At 36.7% G+C, this 25,078-nt stretch carries 21 protein-coding genes; 11 read left to right on the top strand and 10 right to left on the bottom strand.

Features of this window, described 5'->3' with window-relative positions; translation table 11 throughout:
• Positions 1 to 113: 113 nt before the first annotated feature.
• Together BBH99_RS12165 and BBH99_RS12160 are read left to right on the top strand one after the other, a co-directional pair.
• On the top strand, positions 114 to 506 hold the full coding sequence (locus BBH99_RS12165) for a rhodanese-like domain-containing protein (RefSeq protein WP_066695957.1): 393 nt from the start codon (positions 114 to 116) through the stop codon (positions 504 to 506).
• A complete protein-coding gene (locus BBH99_RS12160) occupies positions 451 to 966 on the top strand; it encodes a GNAT family N-acetyltransferase (RefSeq protein WP_228390800.1) in 516 nt (171 codons plus the stop codon). The genes BBH99_RS12165 and BBH99_RS12160 overlap by 56 nt, the downstream gene beginning before the upstream one ends.
• A gap of 89 nt (positions 967 to 1,055) precedes the next feature.
• Here the strand turns inward: BBH99_RS12160 and BBH99_RS12155 are convergent, their stop codons facing one another.
• Positions 1,056 to 1,820, bottom strand: coding sequence for a DeoR/GlpR family DNA-binding transcription regulator (locus BBH99_RS12155; RefSeq protein WP_066695951.1), 765 nt, complete (start codon positions 1,818 to 1,820; stop codon positions 1,056 to 1,058).
• 116 nt (positions 1,821 to 1,936) lie between these two features.
• On the opposite strand from BBH99_RS12155, the gene BBH99_RS12150 reads away from it, so the two are divergent.
• From BBH99_RS12150 to BBH99_RS12120, 7 genes are all read left to right on the top strand, one after another.
• Positions 1,937 to 3,535, top strand: coding sequence for a glycerol-3-phosphate dehydrogenase/oxidase (locus tag BBH99_RS12150; RefSeq protein WP_066695948.1), 1,599 nt, complete (start codon positions 1,937 to 1,939; stop codon positions 3,533 to 3,535).
• A 7-nt stretch (positions 3,536 to 3,542) separates the two neighbouring features.
• Positions 3,543 to 5,039 carry a glycerol kinase GlpK gene (glpK, locus tag BBH99_RS12145; protein WP_066695944.1) on the top strand — a complete coding sequence of 499 codons (1,497 nt, stop codon included), beginning with the start codon at positions 3,543 to 3,545 and terminating at the stop codon, positions 5,037 to 5,039.
• A 24-nt stretch (positions 5,040 to 5,063) separates the two neighbouring features.
• Positions 5,064 to 5,795, top strand: a complete 732-nt coding sequence (locus BBH99_RS12140) for an MIP/aquaporin family protein (protein WP_066695942.1) — start codon at positions 5,064 to 5,066, stop codon at positions 5,793 to 5,795.
• A gap of 8 nt (positions 5,796 to 5,803) precedes the next feature.
• On the top strand, positions 5,804 to 6,613 hold the full coding sequence (locus BBH99_RS12135) for a hypothetical protein (RefSeq protein ID WP_066695939.1): 810 nt from the start codon (positions 5,804 to 5,806) through the stop codon (positions 6,611 to 6,613).
• Between the two features lie 244 nt (positions 6,614 to 6,857).
• Positions 6,858 to 7,277 (top strand): hypothetical protein, encoded by a 420-nt coding sequence (locus BBH99_RS12130; protein ID WP_066695936.1) that lies wholly within the window; start codon positions 6,858 to 6,860, stop codon positions 7,275 to 7,277.
• A gap of 126 nt (positions 7,278 to 7,403) precedes the next feature.
• Positions 7,404 to 8,375, top strand: a complete 972-nt coding sequence (locus BBH99_RS12125) for a hypothetical protein (protein ID WP_066695933.1) — start codon at positions 7,404 to 7,406, stop codon at positions 8,373 to 8,375.
• Between the two features lie 108 nt (positions 8,376 to 8,483).
• On the top strand, positions 8,484 to 11,222 hold the full coding sequence (locus BBH99_RS12120) for a hypothetical protein (RefSeq protein WP_066695930.1): 2,739 nt from the start codon (positions 8,484 to 8,486) through the stop codon (positions 11,220 to 11,222).
• A 60-nt stretch (positions 11,223 to 11,282) separates the two neighbouring features.
• Here the strand turns inward: BBH99_RS12120 and BBH99_RS12115 are convergent, their stop codons facing one another.
• The 9 genes from BBH99_RS12115 to BBH99_RS12075 all read right to left on the bottom strand — a co-directional run bounded on the left by BBH99_RS12115 (position 11,283) and on the right by BBH99_RS12075 (position 23,075).
• On the bottom strand, positions 11,283 to 13,526 hold the full coding sequence (locus BBH99_RS12115; protein WP_123873156.1) for a zinc-dependent metalloprotease: 2,244 nt from the start codon (positions 13,524 to 13,526) through the stop codon (positions 11,283 to 11,285).
• Positions 13,527 to 13,641: 115 nt separating this feature from the next.
• Positions 13,642 to 14,133 (bottom strand): low affinity iron permease family protein, encoded by a 492-nt coding sequence (locus BBH99_RS12110; protein ID WP_066695925.1) that lies wholly within the window; start codon positions 14,131 to 14,133, stop codon positions 13,642 to 13,644.
• 351 nt (positions 14,134 to 14,484) lie between these two features.
• Positions 14,485 to 16,494 carry a TonB-dependent receptor domain-containing protein gene (locus BBH99_RS12105; protein WP_066696087.1) on the bottom strand — a complete coding sequence of 670 codons (2,010 nt, stop codon included), beginning with the start codon at positions 16,492 to 16,494 and terminating at the stop codon, positions 14,485 to 14,487.
• Positions 16,495 to 16,821: 327 nt separating this feature from the next.
• A complete protein-coding gene (gene rpsJ, locus BBH99_RS12100) occupies positions 16,822 to 17,127 on the bottom strand; it encodes a 30S ribosomal protein S10 (protein WP_002661363.1) in 306 nt (101 codons plus the stop codon).
• 16 nt (positions 17,128 to 17,143) lie between these two features.
• A complete protein-coding gene (gene fusA, locus BBH99_RS12095) occupies positions 17,144 to 19,261 on the bottom strand; it encodes an elongation factor G (RefSeq protein WP_066695922.1) in 2,118 nt (705 codons plus the stop codon).
• A gap of 6 nt (positions 19,262 to 19,267) precedes the next feature.
• On the bottom strand, positions 19,268 to 19,744 hold the full coding sequence (rpsG, locus tag BBH99_RS12090) for a 30S ribosomal protein S7 (protein ID WP_066695920.1): 477 nt from the start codon (positions 19,742 to 19,744) through the stop codon (positions 19,268 to 19,270).
• A gap of 23 nt (positions 19,745 to 19,767) precedes the next feature.
• On the bottom strand, positions 19,768 to 20,181 hold the full coding sequence (gene rpsL, locus BBH99_RS12085; RefSeq protein ID WP_002983146.1) for a 30S ribosomal protein S12: 414 nt from the start codon (positions 20,179 to 20,181) through the stop codon (positions 19,768 to 19,770).
• A gap of 181 nt (positions 20,182 to 20,362) precedes the next feature.
• Positions 20,363 to 21,331 (bottom strand): alkaline phosphatase family protein, encoded by a 969-nt coding sequence (locus BBH99_RS12080; protein ID WP_066695917.1) that lies wholly within the window; start codon positions 21,329 to 21,331, stop codon positions 20,363 to 20,365.
• A gap of 151 nt (positions 21,332 to 21,482) precedes the next feature.
• Positions 21,483 to 23,075 (bottom strand): hypothetical protein, encoded by a 1,593-nt coding sequence (locus BBH99_RS12075; protein ID WP_123873154.1) that lies wholly within the window; start codon positions 23,073 to 23,075, stop codon positions 21,483 to 21,485.
• Positions 23,076 to 23,283: 208 nt separating this feature from the next.
• Here BBH99_RS12075 and BBH99_RS12070 point away from each other — a divergent pair, with 208 nt between their 5' ends.
• Both BBH99_RS12070 and pncB read left to right on the top strand, forming a co-directional pair.
• Positions 23,284 to 23,760 (top strand): Dps family protein, encoded by a 477-nt coding sequence (locus tag BBH99_RS12070; RefSeq protein ID WP_066695912.1) that lies wholly within the window; start codon positions 23,284 to 23,286, stop codon positions 23,758 to 23,760.
• Between the two features lie 94 nt (positions 23,761 to 23,854).
• Positions 23,855 to 25,033 carry a nicotinate phosphoribosyltransferase gene (gene pncB, locus BBH99_RS12065; protein ID WP_066695910.1) on the top strand — a complete coding sequence of 393 codons (1,179 nt, stop codon included), beginning with the start codon at positions 23,855 to 23,857 and terminating at the stop codon, positions 25,031 to 25,033.
• Positions 25,034 to 25,078: the final 45 nt, after the last annotated feature.

Raw genomic sequence — 25,078 nt, 5'->3', positions numbered from 1 at the left:
AACAAAAAAATAATGTCTGAAAATATTTCATATAAAACTGCATAGTATTCAATTTCATTCTTAGAAAAAAAAGAAGCCTGAGCATAACTTTGCATCATAAACAATTTAAAATCATGCAAGAACAAATTGAATTCTACCAGAAAAAATTAATGTACGAAATGGATCCTTCAGACTTATATGAGGTATTTCAAAACAGCACCGACTATATTGCGGTAGATACCCGAAAACCTAGTGGCTACAACAAAGAACATATTCCATCTGCCATCAATCTTCCACATCGGGAAATGACAGAAGAGAACACACAGCATCTTGATCAATCAAAAATATATGTCTGCTATTGTGATGGAATTGGTTGTAACGCATCAACAAAAGGAGCTTTAAAAATGACTAAATTAGGATTTAAGGTTATTGAATTAATAGGAGGAATTGAATGGTGGAAATTTGACGGTTATGCCACAGAAGGAACTCATCCTACCAATGGCTCTACATTCGTATGCGCCTGTTAAACCACCTTTAAGAAATATGAAAATAAGATTTGCCGAAGAAAAAGACCTAAGCTCCATTATTGAACTCTGTAAAGCTCATGCCCAATATGAAAAGAGTTCCTTTAAGGAAGAGAACAAGATACAGTTGCTATCTAAATATATCTTCGATCCGGATTCAAATATAAAATGTCTGATTGCTGAATCTGATACTGAAATAATAGGTTATGCCACATTCTTCAAACAGTTTTCAACCTGGGATGCAGGCTATTATATGTACGTTGACTGCTTATTCCTAAAAGAAAACGCAAGAGGAAACGGAACAGGAAAACAAATAATGGAGTTAATAAGAGTTCTTTCAAAAGAACAGGACTGCCAGATAATTCAGTGGCAAACACCGAGCTTTAATACAGGGGCGATTAAATTCTACTCGCGGCTTGGAGCGGAAAGAAAAAATAAAGAAAGATTTTTCTGGAAAGTATAAAACGATTCATTTTTAATTTAAAATAGGGACTTTCTGAAACCAGACTGTCTCTATTTTAATTTTAAATAACCCGATAAGTAAAATACACTCTATTTTACAATAACAGTAACTCCTCTTTCTTCCAATGCAGACATATCTTCTCTACTGATCCCTTCATCTGTAATCAGATAATCCACTTCATCCAGCGAAGCTATTTTACCAAAACCTTTCTTGTTCAATTTTGAAGAGTCTGCAAGAACTACGGTCTTATCTGCGCATTCAATCATAACCTGATTAAGATGTGCTTCTGCAGCATTAGATGTACTGATTCCAAATTCCAGATCAATCCCATCCACCCCAAGAAAAAGTTTATTACATGAAAACTGTTTAAGAATACCTTCCGAGATAGATCCTACAATGGATGTTGAGCTTTTCCTCACTTCACCACCTAATTGAATGACATTAATATTAGGATTATTACACAATTCAATAGCTACTCTTAATGAAGAGGTCAGAACAGTAAGTGGACCGAAGTTCATCAGCATCCTGGCAAGATAATGCATCGTAGTTCCGGATGCCAATATGATACAGTCATTCTCCTGGATCAACGGAAGTGCTGCTTTAGCAATAGCCTGCTTCGCTTCCACATTGATATTCTCTTTTTCTCCTACATTTTTTTCATAAGCATACCTTACCTGCTTACTTGCTCCCCCGTGATTTCTAAAAAGAAGCCCCAGACTTTCGAGATGGTTCAAATCCTTTCGTATCGTAACCGAAGAAACATTAAGTTTTTCGCACAGATCCTGAACAAGAACATGTCCTTTATCATCCAGTTCCTTTAAGATTTCATCATGCCTTGGTATTAACTTCTCCATTTTATTCGTTTCCTCAAAATTACCGTTTTTTTTCGATATCTTAAAATTTCATTTATTTTCTTTTTGCTTTCATTTTTAATTTATATATTTGAAAACGAAACATAAACGAAACATTTATGAAACGAAACGAAGAACTCAGTAAATTAACCAGTGTAAAAGAATGGGACTTTATAGTCATAGGAGGGGGAGCCAGTGGTTTAGGTTCAGCATTAGACGCGGTAAGCAGAGGATTTAAGACTTTATTGCTTGAATCTCATGACTTTGCGAAAGCAACATCCAGCAGAAGTACCAAACTGGTACATGGTGGAGTAAGATATTTAGCACAGGGAGACGTAGGATTAGTGAAAGAAGCATTAAAAGAAAGAGGGCTTTTGGCTAAAAATGCAGCACACATTGTAAAAAACCAGTCTTTCATTATTCCTAATTATACCTGGTGGGGTGGAATCTATTATAAAATAGGTTTATCCGTGTATGATTTTCTTGCCGGAAAATTAAGTTTGGGTAAAACGAAATACATCAGCAAATCAAAAACTATTGAAAAACTTCCTACTATTGAACAAAATCACTTAGCGAGTGGTGTTGTTTACCAGGACGGACAGTTTGATGATGCGAGACTTGCTGTTAACTTAACGCAAACTATCATTGAAAAAGGAGGTAGCGCAGTTAATTATGTGAAAGTTATTAATCTTCTGAAAGATGACAAGAATAAAATTATCGGTGTAGTTGCTGAAGATCAGTTCTCCAAGCAGCAATATCAGATTCTTGCAAAAGTAGTTATCAATGCTACCGGTGTTTTTACGAATGACATCCTTAATATGAACAATCCTAAGCATGGTAAACTTGTGGTACCAAGCCAGGGGATTCACCTCGTTTTGGATAAATCATTCCTGAAAAGTGATGATGCCATCATGATTCCAAAAACGTCAGATGGAAGAGTATTGTTCGTTGTGCCGTGGCATGACAGAGCTTTAGTGGGAACAACAGATACTCTTTTGGAAAACGAAAGTTTCGAACCTCGCGCTTTGGAAGAAGAGATCAGCTTCGTTTTAAATACGGCAAGACAATATCTGTCTAAAAAACCAACCCGTGATGATGTAAAATCTGTTTTTGCCGGACTTCGCCCTCTTGCAGCCCCAAAGGATGGCAGCAAGAGCACCAAAGAAGTTTCCAGAAGCCACAAGGTTATTGCATCTGACACAGGACTTATTTCTATCATTGGCGGAAAGTGGACAACTTACCGTAAAATGGCTGAAGATACTATTGACAAAGCCATGCAGGTACATAATCTGGGGAATACCACTTCCAAAACAGAGAACATGTCTATTCATGGAAATGTAAAACCAGAGCAGGTAGACAGAACCAATCATTTATATGTATACGGATCCGATATTCCTGCGATAAAAGCTTTACAGGAAAGTAATCCACGTTTTTCACAGAAAATACATCCAGACCATCCGTTTACTGTAGCAGAAGTGGTTTGGGCAGCAAGAAATGAAATGGCAGAAACCATTGAGGATGTATTGGCAAGAAGAGCCCGCCTGTTGTTCCTTGATGCAAGAGCTGCTATAGACAGTGCACACAATGTGGCGAGAATCATTGCTGAAGAAAAAGGATATTCTGAGGAATGGGCTCAGCAACAGGAAAATGAATTCATTGAATTGGCAAAAGGATATTTACTAACGCCTTACTCACCTAAAGTTATCAACCTTAATTAATCACTATATGAATGAAAAGTTAATCCTCGCTTTGGATCAGGGAACTACTTCCTCCAGAGCGATTCTATTCAACCATAGCGGAGAAATCAAATATGTATCTCAAAAGGACTTCAGACAAATCTTCCCTACTCCGGGTTGGGTAGAGCATGATCCAAATGAAATATGGTCATCACAAATCTCCGTTGCTGCAGAAATTATTGCCAAAGCTGGTATTTCCGGGCTGGAAGTAGCAGCTATAGGGATTACGAACCAACGTGAAACGACAATTGTTTGGGATAAAGAATCCGGAGAGCCTATTTATAATGCTATTGTATGGCAGGACCGAAGGACTTCCAAATATTGTGATGAACTGAAAGAACAAGGTCATACAGAAACGATCAAAGAAAAAACAGGTCTTGTATTGGACGCTTACTTCTCTGCAACCAAATTAAAATGGATCCTGGACAATGTTGACGGAGCAAGAGAAAAAGCAGAAGCCGGAAAGCTATGCTTCGGAACCGTTGATACCTGGCTAGTATGGAAGCTAACCCGTGGAAAAATGTTTATCACGGATGTTTCGAATGCCAGCAGAACCATGCTTCTGAATATCCATACATTGGAATGGGACAATGATCTATTGGAACTTTTTAATATTCCTAAAGCTATTCTTCCTGAAGTAAAGCAAAGCAGTGAAGTGTATGGTGAGACAGCCACTACTCTATTCTCTACCAAAATTCCAATTGCAGGGATTGCTGGAGATCAACAGGCTGCTTTATTCGGACAGATGTGTACTTCTCCGGGAATGGTAAAAAACACTTACGGAACAGGATGTTTCTTATTAATGAATACCGGAAAAGAAGCTGTTGCTTCTAAAAATAATCTTCTTACTACTGTAGCATGGAAAATCAACGGAGAGGTTAATTATGCTTTAGAAGGAAGCGTATTTGTAGGCGGAGCTGCTATTCAATGGTTGAGAGACGGACTTAAACTAATTGATTCTTCAGAGCAGGTGAATGACCTGGCTGCTTCAGTTGAAGATAATGGCGGCGTTTACTTTGTTCCTGCTCTTACAGGTTTAGGCGCTCCTCATTGGGATCAGTATGCCCGTGGAACGATTGTAGGAATTACCCGAGGTACCACTGATGGACACATCGCAAGAGCCACCCTGGAAGGAATTGCATTCCAGGTATATGATATTGTAAAATCTATGGAAGCGGATTCAGGAAGAGCAAGTCTTGAACTGAGAGTGGATGGCGGAGCTTCGGCAAGCAATCTGTTGATGCAGATCCAGTCTGATCTTTTTGGTTTTAAAATTACAAGACCGAAAACATTGGAAACAACAGCTTTAGGTGCCGCTTATTTAGCAGGTCTTGCAGTTGGCTACTGGAAAAACATTGATGAGATACAAGCTCAATGGATTGTAGATAAAGATTTCCACCCTCAATTGGAAAAAGAAAAAGTGGATGCCATGGTTCATTCTTGGAACAAAGCGGTATCCCGTGCTCAAAGTTGGATTGAAGATTAATTCCCTGACCTTAAAAATACACATATGACTCCATTTATCGCAGAAGTGATCGGGACGATGCTTCTAATTTTGTTAGGCAACGGCGTTGTAGCCAATGTTGTCTTGAAGGATACCAAAGGAAATAATTCCGGATGGATTGTTATTACCACTGCCTGGGCTTTAGCCGTTTTTGTAGGGGTAACCGTTGCAGGACCCGTAAGTGGGGCTCATTTAAATCCGGCTGTTACTATTGGCTTGGCGACTGCAGGAAAGTTTGCCTGGGATCTGGTTCCGTCTTATATTGCGGCTCAGATGATTGGAGGAATGTTAGGAGCTTTTTTAGTGTGGTTATTCAATAAAGATCATTTTGCCATTACGGAAGACGAAGGAGCAAAGCTGGCTTGTTTCAGTACAGGCCCTGCCATCAGAAAAGTTTCCTCTAACCTTATCAGTGAGATTATAGGTACATTTGTTTTGGTATTTGTTATTTTCTACATTTCAAATCCAAGTATTAATTTACAGGCAGACCCTAATGCGAAGGTTGGGCTAGGCTCTATAGGAGCCATTCCCGTGACATTTCTTGTATGGGTAATCGGACTTTCTTTAGGAGGCACTACTGGATATGCCATTAATCCTGCCAGAGATCTTGCCCCAAGAATTATGCACGCTATTCTTCCGGTAAAAGGAAGCAGTGACTGGGGCTATGCCTGGATTCCTGTGATAGGCCCTGTGATAGGAGCTGTGATCGCTGCGTTATTGTTCATAACCTTAAAATAGAAATACAGATGATGAAAATATTAAAAGGGATCTTCCTGCTTACTTTAGGTGCAGGAAGGTTATTTTCACAGGAAAGCAGTGAAACAAAGGAAACCAAAGAAAACAGGTTGGATTTTACTGCAAACATTCAGAACAACCACTTATGGAGAGGTTTGATAATTACAGACAAACCTGTTGTGATGGGAAATCTTTCCTATGCTTTGGATGCGGAGAAAAAATGGAAAGTAGGGATTTGGGGTGCTTCTGCCCTTGCGGATGATAAAGACAATACCCATTATAAGGAGATCAATTATTATGTTCAGTATTCTAACGGACGTTTTTATATTGGATTATGGGATCTTTATAATTCCAGAAATATCAATACCGCTGTTGCAGCAGATGACATTTTCAGCTATTCACAGAGAAGAACAGCCCATATTATTGATTTAAGAACCAATTATACTTTCGGGCCATCATTCCCGATCAATATTGAAGCAGACATTATGCTGTATGGAGGTGCCAATGCAGGAGAAGTAATTCTGGAACCGGATGGCAGCTATAAAAAGAACAGATATTCTACTTATGTACAGGCTAGTTATCCTGTCATCAGTGGGCAAAAAGTAAATCTGGATGCTTTTGTAGGCGCAGGATTTTCATTGAATGGAGATACTTTTCTGTATGGAAATGGAAAAAACAATTTTGACATTGTGAATGTTGGGGTAAAAGCAGGGAAAGTTCTTAAAATTACAGAACATTACAGTTTACCTGTTTCTATGATGGCTATGTGGAATCCTTCGAATAAATATGCGAGGATCCAGCTGGCTGCGACTGTTTTTTAATTTAGTTTTCAATTAAATTATAGAAAAGCCACTCCTTTTGGGGTGGTTTTTTGCTTGCTTGAGGAAAAGACCACCCCGGCAAAAATTCTTTGAATTTTTGCCACTCTTCCAGTCAAAGGAAATGGTTATATGAATTATTGTAGTTGCTGAGAAGGATGTTTGAGACTATATAGGATAAAAAATCACCGGGATTTTACGGTGCATAAATTGGACAGATATTTTTAAATTTGAAGAAAAAAATAATATGAAAAAGATTTTCAGTTTAATGATTCTATGCATCACCATTTTCACTTTTGCACAAACAAAACTACCTTTTACCGGTCATAGAAGTTTTGACCTTCTGAAAGGATACAGTGGTACCGGCACTCCTCATTATTACCTCAATATACAAAAGAACGGCGACGTAGTTTTTGGATACGTTCAGGTTAACCAGGCTGACTGGAAAGAAACTAAAGAAGAATTCAATGCTGGTAAATATGCTCTGAATAAAGTAATGAAGGTGGTGTTCAAGAAATATAAAGAAACCTTTTTTGTGAAATTCGGGAAAGATAAAATCTATCTTACGGATGAGAAAGGAAATATTCTAAACCTTGATGGCTGTTGTTCTGCCAAAGAAAGTATAGATAAAGAAACCTGTACTTGTGAAAGTGAACTCTATGAATAATGAGATCATAAAATAGCCGCTCCTTTGGAGCGGTTTTTGTTTACTTGGGGAATCACCGTGATTTTACGGTTCATTGTTTGTTTAAATATCTTTACTTTTGGAGAATCAACTATGCCCTATCACAGCATGAAAATACTAAACATTTTATGGGCCTTACTTTTTATTGTTTCCTGCAGTAAAAAAGAGAACCATCCTTATACATTTTATTACTGGAAAACGAATCTGAAACTGGATGAGGAAGAAAAGAAAGTTTTAAACCAGGCAACTGTTCCTTATTTATACACAAGGTTTTTTGATGTGGATAAAATTGGGGGAAAATTCCAACCTGTTGCCGTCATCACAAAAGACCAGAGTTTTCAAACGGACAAGCAGATTGTACCTACTGTTTTTATCACCAATCAAACCATATTGGGGATTTCTCAGGAAGAAATTAAGTTTCTGGCAGAAAGCATTCATCATTTGGTTCAGAAGAAAGCAGAGGAATATCATTTAAAAATCAATAATGAAATTCAGATTGACTGTGACTGGACTGCCGGAACACGGGATGATTATTTTAAATTCCTGAAGGAACTGCAAAGAGTTTCCGGAAAAGAAATCACCTGCACATTACGCCTTCATCAGGTTAAAGATAAAAAACAGACTGGAATACCTCCAGTGAATAAAGTGTATCTGATGTGCTACTCTACTTCTTCCCCATTGGAAAAAACGAATAAAAATTCTATTCTGGACGTCAATATTCTGAAAAGTTATCTTTCGAAAATGGAAGATTACCCCATTAAAAAAGTAGAAGTAGCTCTTCCTATTTATTCATGGGGAATTATTACGAATCATCTGGACAAACATAAACTTATCAATGCTTTATCTAAAAAGGACCTCGAAAATCCTAACTTCAAAAAGATTTCGGAATATGAAGCTGAAGTATTGAAAGACGGCTTCTACTTTGGAAGTTACCTGAATAAAGGTTTCAAAATAAAGGTGGAAGAAATATCGGAAGAACAATTAACTGATGTGATTGTTTTCCTTCAGAAAAAAATCCCACATTTTAATATTATTTATTATCAATTAGATAGTAAATTTGTGTTAGATCGAAAATTTTAAATCTTCCATAGATGAAGACATAGGATAGAAGCTCAACATCATAACCATTTCTGTCCGCACCATTGATTACAAAAAACTATATAAAAAACTAAAAAAACACTACACCCTATGAAAAAGTATATTCTTTCACTTGCGGTTGTATCTCTTTTCTACACCAACTCCAACGCCTGTGCCTGGTCGGATCCGGATTATGAATACTTCAACCTTTTTACGCAGAGTATTATTAAGGATAAGTCTTATCTTCCTTTTCTTCATACCTATTCTTCAAGATTCTTTGGTCATTATAATCCATCTATGATTCCTGATGATAATATTGAAACCTGGAAAAAGTACTTTAACAATCAGCTTGACTACGCCGAGACACAGAATCTGGTATATAAATTAAGCTTGAATGACCTGAACGCTCTTAAAAATGGGACTCCTACTAATCCTCTTTTACAAAAATTAGGAACTGGATTTTACCAGAAATATAAAGAAGGAATTGATTATTTGATTGAAGCCAAGTATCTGGAGCCCTACATGAGCATCAACTATATTGAAAGTGAAAACTCTTTTTACTATAACAGAGATGAAAACAGAAAAAATGCCACCTCTCTTGATTATAATAAAACGATCGCAGCCCTAACCTCTCTATATAACGCAGCCAGAAATCCTGAGATCAAGCAGCGCTACGGGTACCAGCTTGTACGTCTGAATCATTATACCAGAAACTATGACTCTGCCCTGCAGGCTTTCAAAACCTATATTGAACCCATCAAGTTAAAAGGCACGGTATATTATATGGCTCTGGATCAATTGGCAGGAGCTCAAAGAGGATTAGAGATGAATGGTGATGCCAACTGGAATTTCTTTCAGGTATTTATGAACAGTAAAGACCGCAAGGAATCTGCTTTTGTCTCTATGAAACTTTCGGATACAGCTTCTTTCAGCAATATTATGAAAAGAGCCAATACGAATGAGGAAAAGAACATGGCTTATTTCCTTTTAGGATATGAAGATTTCAACAACCCTATTCCTATCATGGAAAAAATGTTTGACATCAATCCGGATTCTGAAATCCTGAAAGTAATGGCAGTAAGAAGCATCAATGAGCTGGAAAGAAGCTATCTTCCTACCTATTATTACACTTCTGATGCTTACGGCAGGGTATCTGTCTACAGGGGAAATACTGAAACACATAACTCAAAAGATGTTGCTTCTGATAAGAAAACAACAGAAGTAAAAGAGGTGAAAGAAGAAAAGATATCTTTCTGGCAGAAAATTGTAAGGTTCTTCAAGAATCTTTTCGGAGGTTCTAAATCTGACACATCCGGTGATGGAAATAAAGCAGACCAGAGTGATGATGAACTATTGAATAATCCCAACAGAATTCCTTTTTACACTACAGGATACAGCGGGTATGATGACAACACTAAAGATTACCTTGATGACCTTGAAAAATTCACTTCCAAAGCCAAAGAAAAGTCAAAAGATGAATACTGGCAGATCGCAGATGCCTACCTTAAGTTTTTAAAGAAAGATTATAAAGAAAGTACCGAGATTCTGAACGAGATCAAAACCACCAATCCTGAATATCTGGAGGAAATCAAAAGAATGAAGGTTCTGAATGATATAGTTTCACAACCAAAAATAGATGCTGCTTTTGAAAATCATATGATGAAAGACTATGCGGAATATTTTATGGAAAAAGAAGTGAAAATGGACACTGCAAATGCCAACAGTTATTACGACTATTACGGACCTGCACCTTCCACTGCTGATTTCTTAAAAGATGTAATGGCTAACCGTTATCTGCTTCAGGGGGAAGATGGTAAATCATTCCTGATGAACAACACCCTTTCAGACCTTCAGTATAATCCAAATTCAAGTCTTGTAAAAAGTGTTGAGGAGTTCTACAGAAAGCCTAATAAGACCCAGTTTGAACAGCAGATTATTGCTAAAAATATGGACAGTGTAGGAAATATTGAGGCTTTCTTCAATACCATTTATGGCGACCGAGCTATGAGGCTTGCTGATTTTGGAAAGGCTAAATCATATTATGAAAAGGTCCAGAAATTCGGTGGAATACCAAGAGTGAATTATGACTGGAGCGAAAAGAGCGGACAAACTATTACTCCAAAACAATATGCCTCTTCTGAATATAATGGCTTCAATAATATTTCAAGTCTTGTTTTCGGACATAATGTGTGGGAAAGTTATCAAAGTGCTGCTTCTGAATCTATGAAGTCTGAAGGTTACAGTGATTTTCCTTTCATCAAAGATAATATGAACAAACTGGAGCTGACAGATGTTTTAATCCAGCTTAAGAAAATCGGAAATGGAAATGACGAAAAGGCTGCAAGAGCTAACCAGCTTATCGGAAACCTGCTATATAATACTTCCATTTTAGGATATTACCGACACCTTTTTGTTATGGATATTGATAACAGCAATGGTGGAAAATATTACTTCTGGAATAATGATAAAGGAAATCCTTATAAGTACTACTATAAAAACTTCATGGATACTTCTTATATTGAACCTGATAATTTTGATTTAGCCATCAACTATTATCAGAAAGCGCTTAAGCTTTCAAACAATAAAGAAGAGAAGGCTAGAATTTTATTCCAGATGGCCAGTGCTGAGCAAGGTAAATATTATCAGTATGAAGCCAAAGCTCCGAAAGATTTCGATTATTCTGATCCGAAATGGTCTGAAAAAGAAGATGCCCGTCAAAAGGAGCTGGACAATCTGAAGAATCAAAAATACAGAACGTATTTTGCACAGCTGAAGGCACAGTATTCAGATGCTGAAACTACAAAAAGTCTAATGGGAAGCTGTAGTTATTTCAGCTATTTCATGAGATAGAATCAATCATAAAAAAACCTCTGATGACTCAGAGGTTTTTATTTTTACTTTATTGTTCAATTATTTTTTGACAAACTTAGTTTTACTGTTGATCTCCTTACCATTAATTGCAATGAAATAAACTCCTTTTACCAAATTGCTTACATTAATCCTTCCATCACCTATTGTTCCTTTTAAAACCAATTGACCTGGAGTATTAAAAATTTCATAAATGGCACCTGAAGAAACATTCGTAACATTAAGAATATCCTCAACAGGGTTTGGATAGATATGAACAGTTTTTACATTATTACCTGCCTCAGAAACAGCAAGAACATTTGATACAGTAGCCTTCTTCACTGCATAAAATACGTTTCCAATTGCAGATACTCTAATATGAATACTTTTCCCAGCTAAAGCTGCAGGAATGAAAACACTTGCAGAACCATTATTTGGCACTGATGCCGCTAGGTCATTCCATGTTGTTCCATTATCTTCTGTATAATCAATTTTAACATTTGCTACGTTATATGGAGCTGCAGTTGTTCCTGAAACGGTCCATGCAATTGTAGAATTGGCATTTGGAGTAAGAGATGTTGTATTTACTGTAAATGCAGCAGCAGATCCCACAACAACTGTTTGATTTGCATACGCAGTCTGTGCCTGTCCTCCGGGTTTATTATCTCTTACGGTAACACGGAAATTAGTAGTTCTTGCTACTGTACTTGCAGCTTCAAAATCATTAGTATTCTTTACAGTTCCCCCCAAAACAGTTGATAGTTTAGGGAAATACCTTGTAGGGCTGCTGGTAGGTGTCCATGATCTGAAACTCGCCCCTGAAGCGGTATTTCCAATATTAGTTTTGGTTACACCACCGGATAAGGTACTTGAATTCACCTGTTCCCAACAATAAGTTAAAGCATCTCCATCCGGATCTGTGGCAGAAGCTGTCAATACGAATGCTGTTGATTTTGGAATTGTATATACAGTATTCATTGCAGCGACTACTGGTGGATTATTCACTATTGGAGTTTCCACATCAGCAGTTATAGCTGCCATGTTAGCTTGTATCTGATCTATACTTACACTATGGAAATATATATCTGAATGGGGTTGAACAGACATAGTTCCCCAAAGTCCTGCATATCCCATAATAGTGCTTCCGGTACCCGGTTCAACATAAGTATTGGATCCAGACTGCTCATCTCTACTAAACGTATGATTATCTCCAAGCTGATGCCCCATCTCATGGGCTACAAAATCAATATCAAAATTATCTCCCATTGGAATATCGTCTGCAGGAGAGGTGAAACCACTTCCTTTATAATTATCCGGAGATATGTATGCATAATAACTACCACTGGCATCCTGACAGTCACTTTGTGCAGCAGTATAAGAGGTAGTAGAGATATCATTGCTTCCTATACAGCCAATACAACCTGCATTACCTCCACCTCCTGTAGCACCAAATAAATGTCCGATATCAAAACTTTCATCAGTAACACCATAGTTTCCGCCATGCAAAGCATTCATTAATTCGTAATTCCATTTGCACATAAGATCGGAAGTACTGTAAGGGTCAGTAGCAGCGTTGGTAAAGATAAGGCCAGGTGCATTAATTGCGTTCACATGTACATTAAACTCTCTTTCAAATACTCCATTCACTCTTGATAAGGTAGCGTTGATTTGTGTAAGAGCTCCCACAATACCACCAAAATAAGAGGTGTACTCTCCTGTCACAGACATTGCCAGTTTAAGCGTGTGAAAAGTTTTGTTACTGGCTTTAGCGGTTGCCCCGGACTTTATCATTTTCTGAAGGTTGGCTACAGATTCCTTACTTTCTTTAGTACTACAGGTAAATGCGTGCCCATTCTTACTGGTTTTCCCATGTATAGAATAATAAGATTTATCTGCTGTAGCCGGCTCTATAAACTCATACTTACCATCAGGAGCAATCATCATAGACTGAAAGTCATTAGGAGCAACACTAAAACGGATATACTTTGAAGGATCATCAGTACCTATTCCCACATAAGATCCAAGTTGGTATTGTTTTGCTAAAGTTTCATCCATTACAGGAAAGCTATTCACTGTAAACCTTTCTATCTTACCTTCCAGATTAGGAATGCTTATCGTAACCGGTGCACCTTCTCCAATTTTAGATGCCTGCAAAAGCTGTGTTCTGATTTGATCTATATCAAGTTTATAATAAATAGAATGATCACTTTTCTTAATAATTCTCTGTTGTGGCACAGCTTTACTCCATTGTGCACTTGCCGCTGTTGCCAAAAGCAATACTGGCAAACATAGTAGTTTTCTTTTCACAGTAGTGGATTTTATATTCAATACAACAAATATAAAAATTAACTTAACACAAAATAAAATATATTAACAAATTCCAATTTATTAACAAAAAACAATGTTCATCATTAAATAAATATTATTTTTCCTGTTCCTGCTTCTGTAGCCATTCTTCATGCTTCCTTTTAAAGAACTCATATTTATAATCCTGGTTTCGCTGTGCAGCATCTATAGAATGAGAAGTATGGATATCCGAATCTTTCTTGGCAAACTGAGCTAAATTTTCATAATAGTGATGAAGCTGATCCAGTTCTGCTTCCGTAAGATCTTCAATATCTACAATTCTGTTACTTGCTTTTTCATGAGCCGCAATGATTTCATTCAACTTGATCTGTATGGCTTTTGAATCTTTATTCTGGGCTTTCTGAATAAGGAAAACCATGAGAAAGGTAATAATTGTAGTTCCTGTATTGATAACCAGCTGCCAGGTTTCTGAATAATTGAAAAAGGGGCCTGTAACTGCCCATGCCACAACCACAAATGTTGCTCCAATAAAGGCATACTGACTTCCTGTAAATTTTACGGCCCAGTTTGAAAATTTTTCAAAGAGATTGTTATTCTTATGATCCATTGGTCAGATAATTTTATTAAATGTATAAAATTAACCTGAACAAGTGAAGAGAATCTTGAAATAAGAATGCATGGGTATTATAAAAAAAACATTAAGACGGCTGAGCCATCTTAATGTGTACAAAATTAATTTGATATGAATAAATTAAAAAGTTAATACAAATTTGAGAAAGGAATCTGTCGTAATTCCTCCTTTCTAAACCGGTATTAATATCGTTATTACTTACTTTTAGCCCAAGTGAAAACTTTTCCGAGTAGCAGGTTCGCACTACCTATACAAAATCTCTTCCAATATTCTTTTGTAAGAACATTTTTATTGTATTTCATCAGTTTTTTTTTAAAACCATTGGGTTTAGAAGAAATAGTTCGCTCCAAACTGATATCTGATTCCATCGATTCTAAAACCAAAGTTTGTCGCCGGATCTGTTGTATCATTACGGATATCTTTATCCAACAGGTTATATACTCCAAAAGTGAAACGAACATGTTTGTTCAGTCTGTATACCGTTCCTAAATCTAATAAGAAGTAAGATGGAATTGGATATTCCTGTGCTTTTCCTCTGCTTACTCCCGGCTGGCTTACGCTTCTGTAGTTTCCTCTTGACCAGAATTCAAAGCTGTCATTGGCCTTCCATGATAAGTTTACGTTAGCCATATGCTTAGGAATTCTTGCATAGGGTTTATTGTAAAGGGAAGGAATTTCGTCAGATTTAATCTTGGTATCTGTATAGGTATAGTTTGCTTTTAATACAATATCCTTTGATACGTTTACTCCAAGATTGGCTTCAAGCCCCATGCTGTTTGCTTTACCAAGGTTTTCTCTGGTTGAGATAAAATCATAGATATGATTGTATAAAGCTTCAAACTGTTTACACTCTTCGCTGTTATTACATTTTCTAACTTCTACCAATTTGTTTTTAAAGTCTGTATTGAACCCTGTTACACTTAGGTTAATCACTTTCTTATTATCTTCAAACATTACCGTAAGCTCCTGATTAAAGCTTTTTTCTGGTTTAAGATCTTTGTTTCCAATGATTACTCCATCCTGGGTTCCACCACCGGTTACCTGTCCCCATCCTGGGTTTACCGCTCTCAAGCCTGGTGCTTTATATCCCCATGAAGCCCCTCCTTTAAAGGTAAAATTATTGGTAGCACTCCATACTAAATATCCTCTTGGTGTAAAGTTGGAACCATAGTTCTCATCATTATCCAAACGGGCACCTGTAACCAAGTGTAGTCTATCCACCAGCTTCCAGTTTCCTTCTGCAAAAGCAGACCAGTTCCAACGGGTTAGCTTGGTTACCACTTCGCCGTTTTCAGACTTCATTTTGTTTCCTAAATCATTCAGCCTTTCGTATCTATACTCTGCCCCAAAGCTGATTACATGATCTTTAATATTGAAGTTGTTGAGACTGTATGCCGAGAATGTTTCATATCTCATATCCCTGTTCGGGTTGTTGGTATTGTCATACTGGATATAAGAATTGGTATGGAAATTTGAATAATCTCCTTTATGACTTAATGCCAATACGTTTCTCTCGTAGTTATTGCGTGAGCTCTTTGCTTTAGGACCTAATGAATAACCCGGATTCTGGTTTCTTTCCTGGCGGTTATAATCGTAGCTTAGCTTAAAGGTATTTTTTGTATCTGGAGTAAGGCTGAATTCTGTACCAAAAGCTTTGATCACTCTTTCGGTAAATCCGCCTACAAATTTATCTTCATTTCTGTCCGAATAACTTCCTGTGACTTTCATCTGAAGAAGGTTTTTCACTAAAGATCCTGCGGCATAGCCATCAATCTGATAGGTATTTCCTGATTCTTTGTGTACCTGCTGTATCAAACTTGTTCCAACAGATCCTCTCCAGCCGCCACTAAGTTTCTTAGTGATGATATTGATAACTCCTCCCATTGCATCAGAACCGTATAAAGAAGACATTGGTCCTTTTACCACTTCAATTCTTTCAATGGTTTCCAAAGGGGGCATCCATCCCTGTTCAATACCAGGACCATCTGAGTTTGGTCTTGTTTCTCTTGTATTGATTCTTTTACCATCAATTAAAACCAGGGTTTGGCCAGATTCAGCTCCTCTTATTGAAAAATCACTTGTACTTCCTCCTCCTGTAACGAAAACTCCGGGAACATCCTGCAATGCATCCGTGATATCCCTGTAAGCTCTCTTTTTAAGGTCTGCCTGGGAAATCACTGAAATAGTTGCCGGAGTGTCTTTGATCTTCTGAGCATACCCTGAACCCGTTATTACTACTTCATTAATTTGGTTACTTTTTAACGTGTCCTTCGTTTTCTGACCGCTTGCCAAAGCTGATCCTAAAACAAGTAAGGAAAAAGATACTGTTCTAAACATCAATAATTTTTTTGCAAAATTATTATTTTTAATAATTCTAAATAAATAAACAAAGGTGAGATATGTCACCTTATCTGCAACCTTCAATATGGGATCAATAATATCATCATAACTCTGATAAAAAAATACCAGCACAGTGATCTAACCATTAAAAATAAGCTCCTGATACCCTCTAATGATTATCAATAATAAAAAGCAAAAAAATCAAATTCATCTTAGAATAAATTTGATTTCAATAGCTTATAATATGATAAGTGAAATAATGGGTATAAAAAATCCGTCCCTAAAAAGGAACGGATTGTATAATCATTGCAAAGTATGCAGTTATCACACTTTAATTTCAACGTCTACACCTGAAGGAAGTTCTAATTTCATTAGAGCATCAACAGTCTTAGAAGAAGAAGAGTAGATATCCATTAGTCTCTTGTGAGCTGATAATTGGAACTGCTCTCTTGCTTTCTTGTTTACGTGCGGAGATCTCAACACTGTGAAGATTCTCTTATTCGTTGGCAATGGAATTGGACCGTTTACAACAGCACCAGTAGCCTTTACCGTTTTTACGATTTTCTCAGCAGACTTGTCTACCAAGTTGTAATCGTAAGATTTTAGTTTTATTCTGATTCTTTGTGACATTTCTTTAGTTTAAAAATTAACCTTTTGCTTTAGCTATGATTTCTTCAGCAACGTTTTGTGGAGTTGGTGCGTATTTCTCTAATTCCATAGAAGAAGTAGCTCTTCCTGATGAAAGTGTTCTTAGAGTAGTTACGTATCCAAACATTTCAGAAAGTGGAACAGAACCTTTGATTACAACAGCACCGTTTTTCTCTTCCTGGCCACTGATAGTACCTCTTCTCTTGTTAAGGTCACCAATGATGTTACCCATATATTCTTCCGGAGTTACAACTTCCAGTTTCATAATAGGCTCCATAATTACCGGTTTAGCAGCTTTACCAGCTTCTTTAAATCCTAGCTTAGCAGCCATTTCGAAAGAAAGAGCGTCAGAATCCACTGCGTGGAAAGATCCATCTTTAAGAGTAACTTTAATACCTTCAACTTCGAAACCAGCCAATGGACCGTTCTTCATTGCAGCTTTAAATCCTTTTTCAATTGCAGGAACGAATTCTCTAGGAACGTTACCACCTTTGATCTCATTGATGAATTCTAAACCAACTTTACCTTCGTCTGCAGGTCCTAGTTCAAATACAATGTCAGCAAATTTACCTTTACCTCCAGATTGTTTTTTGTAAACCTCTCTGTGGTTGGCAACTCTTGTTAAGTTTTCTTTGTACTCTACCTGAGGTTGTCCTTGGTTTACTTCAACCTTGAATTCTCTCTTCATACGGTCTACAATGATATCTAAGTGAAGCTCACCCATACCAGAGATGATCGTTTGTCCAGAAGCCTCGTCAGTTCTAACAGTAAACGTTGGATCTTCTTCAGCCAATTTAGCTAGAGCGTTACCCATTTTATCCTGGTCAGCTTTAGTTTTAGGCTCAACAGCGATACCGATTACCGGATCAGGGAAAACCATCGATTCAAGAACGATTGGGTTTTTCTCATCACACATTGTATCACCAGTTTTGATAGACTTGAATCCTACTGCTGCACCAATATCACCAGCTTCAATATATTCTACTGGGTTTTGCTTGTTAGCGTGCATCTGATAGATTCTTGAGATTCTTTCTTTATCTCCTGAACGAGAGTTCAAGATATAAGAACCTGCATCAAGTCTTCCAGAGTAAGCTCTGAAGAATGCCAATCTTCCCACGAACGGGTCAGTAGCAATCTTAAATGCTAGAGCTGCGAAAGGCTCATCTACAGATGGCTTTCTTGTAATTTCAGCGTCTGTTCTTGGGTCAGTACCTTTGATATCATCTTTATCCAATGGAGAAGGCAAGTATTTACATACTGCATCCAACATAAACTGTACTCCTTTATTCTTGAATGAAGAACCACAAGTCATTGGGATAATAGATAAATCGATAGTAGCAGCTCTCAATGCAGCATTGATTTCTTCTTCTGTAATTGAGTCCGGATCTTCAAAGAATTTCTCCATCAAAGTTTCGTCATACTCAGAAACAGCTTCTACTAATTTCTCTCTATATTCAAGAACTTCATCTTTCATGTCTTCAGGAATTGGCACTACTTCGAAAGTAGCTCCTTGTCCTGCTTCATCCCAGATGATCGCTCTGTTTTTAATTAAGTCAACAACACCTTTGAAATCTTCTTCAGCACCGATTGGTAAAACGATTGGAACTGCGTTAGATCCTAACATTTCTTTAACCTGGTTTACCACGTTAAGGAAGTCAGCACCTTGTCTGTCCATTTTGTTTACGAATCCCATTCTAGCAACTTTGTAGTTGTCAGCAAGTCTCCAGTTTGTTTCAGACTGAGGCTCTACTCCATCTACTGCAGAGAATAAGAACACTAATCCATCTAATACTCTTAAAGATCTGTTTACTTCTACAGTGAAGTCAACGTGTCCCGGTGTATCGATAATGTTGAAGTGGTAAGGTTTAGTATCAGCAACAGGTTTTCCTTGATCTGTTGGGAAGTTCCAAGAACAAGTAGTTGCAGCAGAAGTAATAGTAATACCTCTTTCTGCTTCCTGCTCCATCCAGTCCATTGTAGAAGCACCATCGTGAACCTCTCCAATTTTGTGGTTTACCCCTGTATAGAATAAAATCCTTTCTGTAGTGGTAGTTTTACCTGCATCAATGTGCGCAGCAATACCAATATTTCTTGTATATTTAAGATCTCTACCCATTTCAGATTAGAATTTAAAGTGTGAAAACGCTTTGTTAGCTTCCGCCATTTTGTGAGTATCAGTTTTCTTTTTGAAAGCTGCACCTTCTTCTCTTGAAGCAGCTACAACTTCATTAGCTAATTTCAAAGCCATAGACTTATCATTTCTCTTTTTAGAGTAGCTAATTAACCATTTCATTGCCATAGAAATTTTTCTATCAGCTCTGATTGGCATAGGAATCTGGAAGTTAGCTCCACCTACTCTTCTAGAACGTACTTCTACGTGAGGCATAACGTTTGTTAATGCATCTTTCCAGATTTCAAGGGCTGTTTTTTCAGAATCTCCTTTTTTAGTTTCTACGATATCTAATGCATCATAGAAAATTTTGAATGCGATAGACTTCTTACCGTCTAGCATTAAATTGTTTACGAATCTCGTTACCAATTGATCATTAAATTTCGGATCTGGTAACAACGGTCTTTTTTTCGCTTTTGTCTTTCTCATTGCTTCTGTACCTTATTTAATGATTATTTTTTCTTACCTTTTGCAGGAGCTGCAGCAGCTTGTCCTGGTTTAGGTCTCTTAGCTCCGTACTTAGATCTTCTCTGTGTTCTTCCATTTACACCAGCTGTGTCTAATGCACCTCTTACGATGTGGTAACGTACTCCCGGTAGGTCTTTCACCCTTCCGCCTCTAACCAATACTATCGAGTGCTCTTGAAGATTATGTCCTTCGCCCGGGATATAGGCGTTAACTTCTTTACCGTTTGAAAGTCTTACCCTTGCTACTTTTCTAAGTGCAGAGTTAGGTTTCTTAGGTGTAGTAGTATATACTCTCGTACATACTCCACGTCTTTGTGGACAAGAATCAAGGGCAGCCGATTTGCTCTTCTTGGCAAGCGTGGCTCTTCCTTTTCTTACTAATTGTTGAATAGTAGGCATTTAATTGCTTTTTATTTTAGGCTGCAAAAATAATAATATTTTTTTAATTGACAAGCAGTTATGAAATTTTATTTTACAATAAATTTTCTTCATTCATTTCCAAAACCACCAAAAACCTCCATTACTTTTATATTGTTGAATCATTGTAAGCAATGGAGGTTAGTATCAAAAAATCAAAGTTTTATTTAAAGGCATCCTTAATTATTTTTCCTTTCATGTATTGCGCAGGAACCCCTAAGAGTTCAGCCATTGTACTGGCAATATCAATTTGTTCATAGTTTCCTGTGCTAATGGTAGTATTCTTTTTAAAATCCGGGCCCATAGCAAAAAATTCAATATGTCTGCATCCTGCACAATCGTCGCCATGCTCTGCAAAGCCTCCGTTTGCATCTAAATGTCTACCGTGATCATTAGAAACGATAAGTGTAGTTTTATCCTTATAAGCAGGCAATGACTGGATGTAATCCCAGATTTCTTTTATGGAAGCATCTGTAGTTTTAATGGCTTTGATATATTCATCCCATTTATTGGCATGGCCATAAGAATCAACGTCTTTAAGATTGATTACGATAACATTCGGGCTATATTTTGTCATAACCTCTTTGGTTTTTGTCATCGTAATAAGGTCATCACGATATCCTGTTCCGTTTCCGCTCACTCCGCAGTCTACGCTTGGCTGGAATTTCCCTTTCCAATCTGCCAGTTTACAATCATTCAAAACTTCCAGTTTATCTTTAGAGGCAATTACCCATGCTTTGGTTTTATCTGCTCCGGTGAACTTCAACCACTGCTGCATTATAGATGGAAAGCCTGGTAATTCTGTCCCATTATTTTTGATATTCTCATACACTCCCGAACACATTGCGCTGTGCCCAGGGTTCGTATTTGTAGTTCCGTTGTTTTTAAAATTACTGATAAAAACACCCTGATTCAATAAGCTTACCCTGTTAGGAATATTTTCTTTGTTGGCAGCTTCCCAGGTTTCAGAAATGCGGGGACCGTCTACAACAAGAAGAATTACATTTTTAGTTTGATATTTAGCCTCTGGTTTTGTAGGCTGAGTGGGTGTCTGTGTTTGTGCATCTGTATCATTATTACTGCATGACAACATGAATAATGATAAAATAGAGTACAGGAAAAACTTCTTCATTGCTTTTTACTTGATATTATATTTCGAGTGCAAAGCTAGACAACACAATCTCCGGATTCATTAAGAAATTGTTATCTATTCCTTAAGAAATTAAAAAGAAAGTCAACAATACGGGAAATAAAGAACCTCTGAAAAGAAGAAAAATTTGTATCTATTCTATTATTGTAACGGTAACATTTTTATTCCAATTAAATGTTTTGATATTTTGTTTGAGCTCTTCCAGATTCCTGATGTTTATAGAATACAGGGAAACTTCCAGCCTCGCGACTGTTATCTTATCTTCAATTTTTAGAGTGGCTGCCTTTTTCCAGTAAGAGGGAACATATCCCTGCAACCAGCCTTCATATACAACAGCAATCTCATATTGATGGTCCAGACAATATTTACTAAGAAAGCTCCCAAATTCTTGGTCAAATCCTTTTTTATTTTCATTGAAATGAATAGTTTCTACAGATCCAAGGCCTGCAATATCCAATAAATGAATATTTGTATAATAACTGATTGCTCCAATATCATTCGCTACTACTTTAGATGTATTATAAAACTGATGCAGAAATTTTGCAGATTGTATCTGTTGTTCATAAATATTCTTTCCGCCATTACACATAATAGGATGAGCAACCCAGCATTTATATATCATCAGTAAAACATTAGCCGAAATCAAAAGGCTTACCATTTTTTCTTTTTTAATATAATCCACAACATTGAAGAACAAGCCTTTGCATTTTGGTATCAATACCATGCAAAATCCTGTGAGAATATAGGCTTCATACCTTAAGAGTCCTTTTAAATCAGCAAACATAGCATGGCAGACCATCACCAATGAGAAGACAATTAATAAAAAGTTATCTTTCAATACTTCTTTTAATGTTTTCGTCTTCAAGTCTCTGAAGATGAATATTGCACACAGCAAGAGAGGAAAAAAACCTATTTTATAAAAACTAATATTCAGTAAAAGATTGTCCAGTAAAATTACCTTAATCTGGTTTAATATTTGGGCATCAAAACTTAGTTTTGTTCCTTTTACCACTACTGAATTTGGAAAGAAATAACCATCCTGCTGATAATTATAAATACAAAATATAATAATGGGAATGAAACCTAAAAATAAAATGAATACTGTTTCTTTCCATTTTCTCACCAAAGCAAACATACAAGCCAGAATGACAAAATAGAACATACTTTCAAAACGGACTACCCCCATCAACAACAAGCTTAAATAAAATCCAAATATTGCGGATTTACTCTGGTTATAATGATAAAAGCAAAAGATATTAACAGCAAATAAAAACACCTGGAAAACATGCTCCATTCCTGAAAGGAGGTTCAAAGGAAGCACAATAAAGAAAGTTGTAAAAAGTACTGCTAAGACCGTTTTTTTAACATCATTAAAAATTTCAGCATAATATTCTGAGAGGATATAAAGAATCCCGACACTAAAAATAATATTGAAATACAAAGGAATCTGATCATTATTTCCAAAAATCTGAATCAATACACTAAGGATGTAAGTAAATAATGGAGAAGAAGAAGTAGAGGAAAACTGGTACCTCGTCATCCCCCATACGTCATACAATGCAAAATTCTTCGCCATGGCAAGGTGAATGTAGGCATCATCCATTAAATAGATATAGTTTCCGTCAGTTTTGAGAACTGAAATGATATAATACAACAGGCAAACTGAGAAAAAAAAGATAAAAGACAGCAAAAAGCTGCGTAAACCTATATTTCGGGCTATTTTCATTTTAACTTAAATATAAACGTGATAAGACCAATCAATTCAACCTATAATTTCAACTTTTCCCTTGTTATCATAGATAGAGCCTTCATTATTTGCAATATTAATACTTCCAAACTATTTTAAAAAATTTTCTTATAGTTATCATCTATTGATATCACAGGCTATTCGGCACGATATTTCGTAACTTTGAGATATATAAAAAGATAAACTTATGAAAAACGCTAGTATTATAGGGCTTAAAGAAGCCGACTGCAAGAAAATAGCAGAAAAATTAAATGTACTTTTAGCCAATTATTCTGTATTTTATCAGAACACAAGAGGCTCCCATTGGAATATTAAAGGAGATCAGTTTTTCACCCTTCATCCGAAGTTTGAAGAACTTTACAATAGCTTAGTTTTAAAAATTGATGAAATAGCGGAAAGAATCCTTACATTGGGAGCTACTCCTGCACACAACTACTCTGATTATTTAAAAGTAGCCACCATTAAAGAAAGCAAGGAGGTAACAGATGGCACTAAAAGTGTAGAACAAATCCTTAGCTCGTTCAAAGTAGTAATTGATCTTCAGAGAGAGCTTTTAGATATTACAGATCAGGCTGGTGATGAAGGTACCAACTCTCAGATGAGCGATTATATTACCGAGCAGGAGAAAGAAGTTTGGATGTATAATTCTTATTTAGGGAAATAAACCGATAAGATCATCAGAATATTTCAAAAAAATCGCCTTACATTTAGGCGATTTTATTTTTAATGTTTATATTTGCGTTAAAATTACACATATTATGAATGACGTAAGACTCAACTCTATCCTGGATAACGATTTCTATAAAATAACCATGCAAAATGCCGTGGTAAAACTTTTTCCAAGTTCTATTGTTAAATATGAGTTTATCAACAGAGGGAAACATCATTTTCCGGAAGGCTTTGATGTAGCTTTAAGAGAAGCCGTTAATAAAATGGCTGAACTTAAACTTACCAAGGATGAAAAGAAATTCATGGCCAGAACATGCCCTTATATAGATCTTCCTTATCTGGATTTTCTGGAAGGTTATCATTATGATCCGTCTGAAGTGAAAATCCGACAGGAAGGCGGAGATCTTTCTGTAATTGTTGAAGGACTTTGGTACAGAACCATTCTTTGGGAAGTTCCGTTATTGGCATTAATCAGTGAATTACACTATGAAATGAATCATATGGAGAGAGATGCCAATGAAGTAGTAATGAGTAAAACACTTGAGAAAGCAGATTCTTTAGGCAGGCTTGGGGTAACCTTTGCAGAGTTTGGAACCAGAAGAAGACATTCTTATAAGGTACAAAATTTGGTGATGGAAGCTCTAACACAGAAAAAAGACTCTACCTTCATCGGAAGCTCGAATGTACATTTTGCGATGAAATATGGGGTAAAGCCTATCGGAACTCATGCTCACGAATGGTTTATGTTCCATGCTGCTGAATATGGTTTCAAAATGGCTAATGAAATGGCTTTGGAACATTGGGTAGATGTTTACAGAGGAGATTTGGGAGTTGCTCTTTCCGACACCTATACTACGGATGTTTTCTTCCAGCAGTTTGACAAAAAATTCGCTAAGCTTTTTGATGGTGTACGCCATGATAGTGGAGATGCTCTGGAATTTGCAGATAAAACCATTGCTCATTATCAGAAAAACGGGATTAATCCGATGTTTAAATATATCATTTTCTCAGATGCTTTAAATCTTGAAAAGGTAGAAGAAATCACCAATTACTGCAGAGGAAAAATCGGAATCTCCTTCGGAATAGGAACCAACCTAACAAATGATGTGGGATTAAAACCTATGAATATTGTAATGAAACTTATCGGAGTACAGGCTCCTAATAAAGAATGGATCCCAACTGTAAAACTTTCTGATGAACATGGAAAATATACAGGTGATCCAAAGATGATTGAGCTGGCTAAAGAGTTTTTAAGAATAAAAGACTAAGGCAATCTCACCAGAACTATTAAATACAACCTCGTAACCATCGAG

This window comes from Chryseobacterium contaminans, from assembly GCF_001684955.1.
Classification (GTDB): Bacteria; Bacteroidota; Bacteroidia; order Flavobacteriales; family Weeksellaceae; genus Chryseobacterium; species Chryseobacterium contaminans.
Note: the sequence above shows the minus strand (reverse complement) of the source record. Positions and strands in the feature narration are given on the sequence as shown.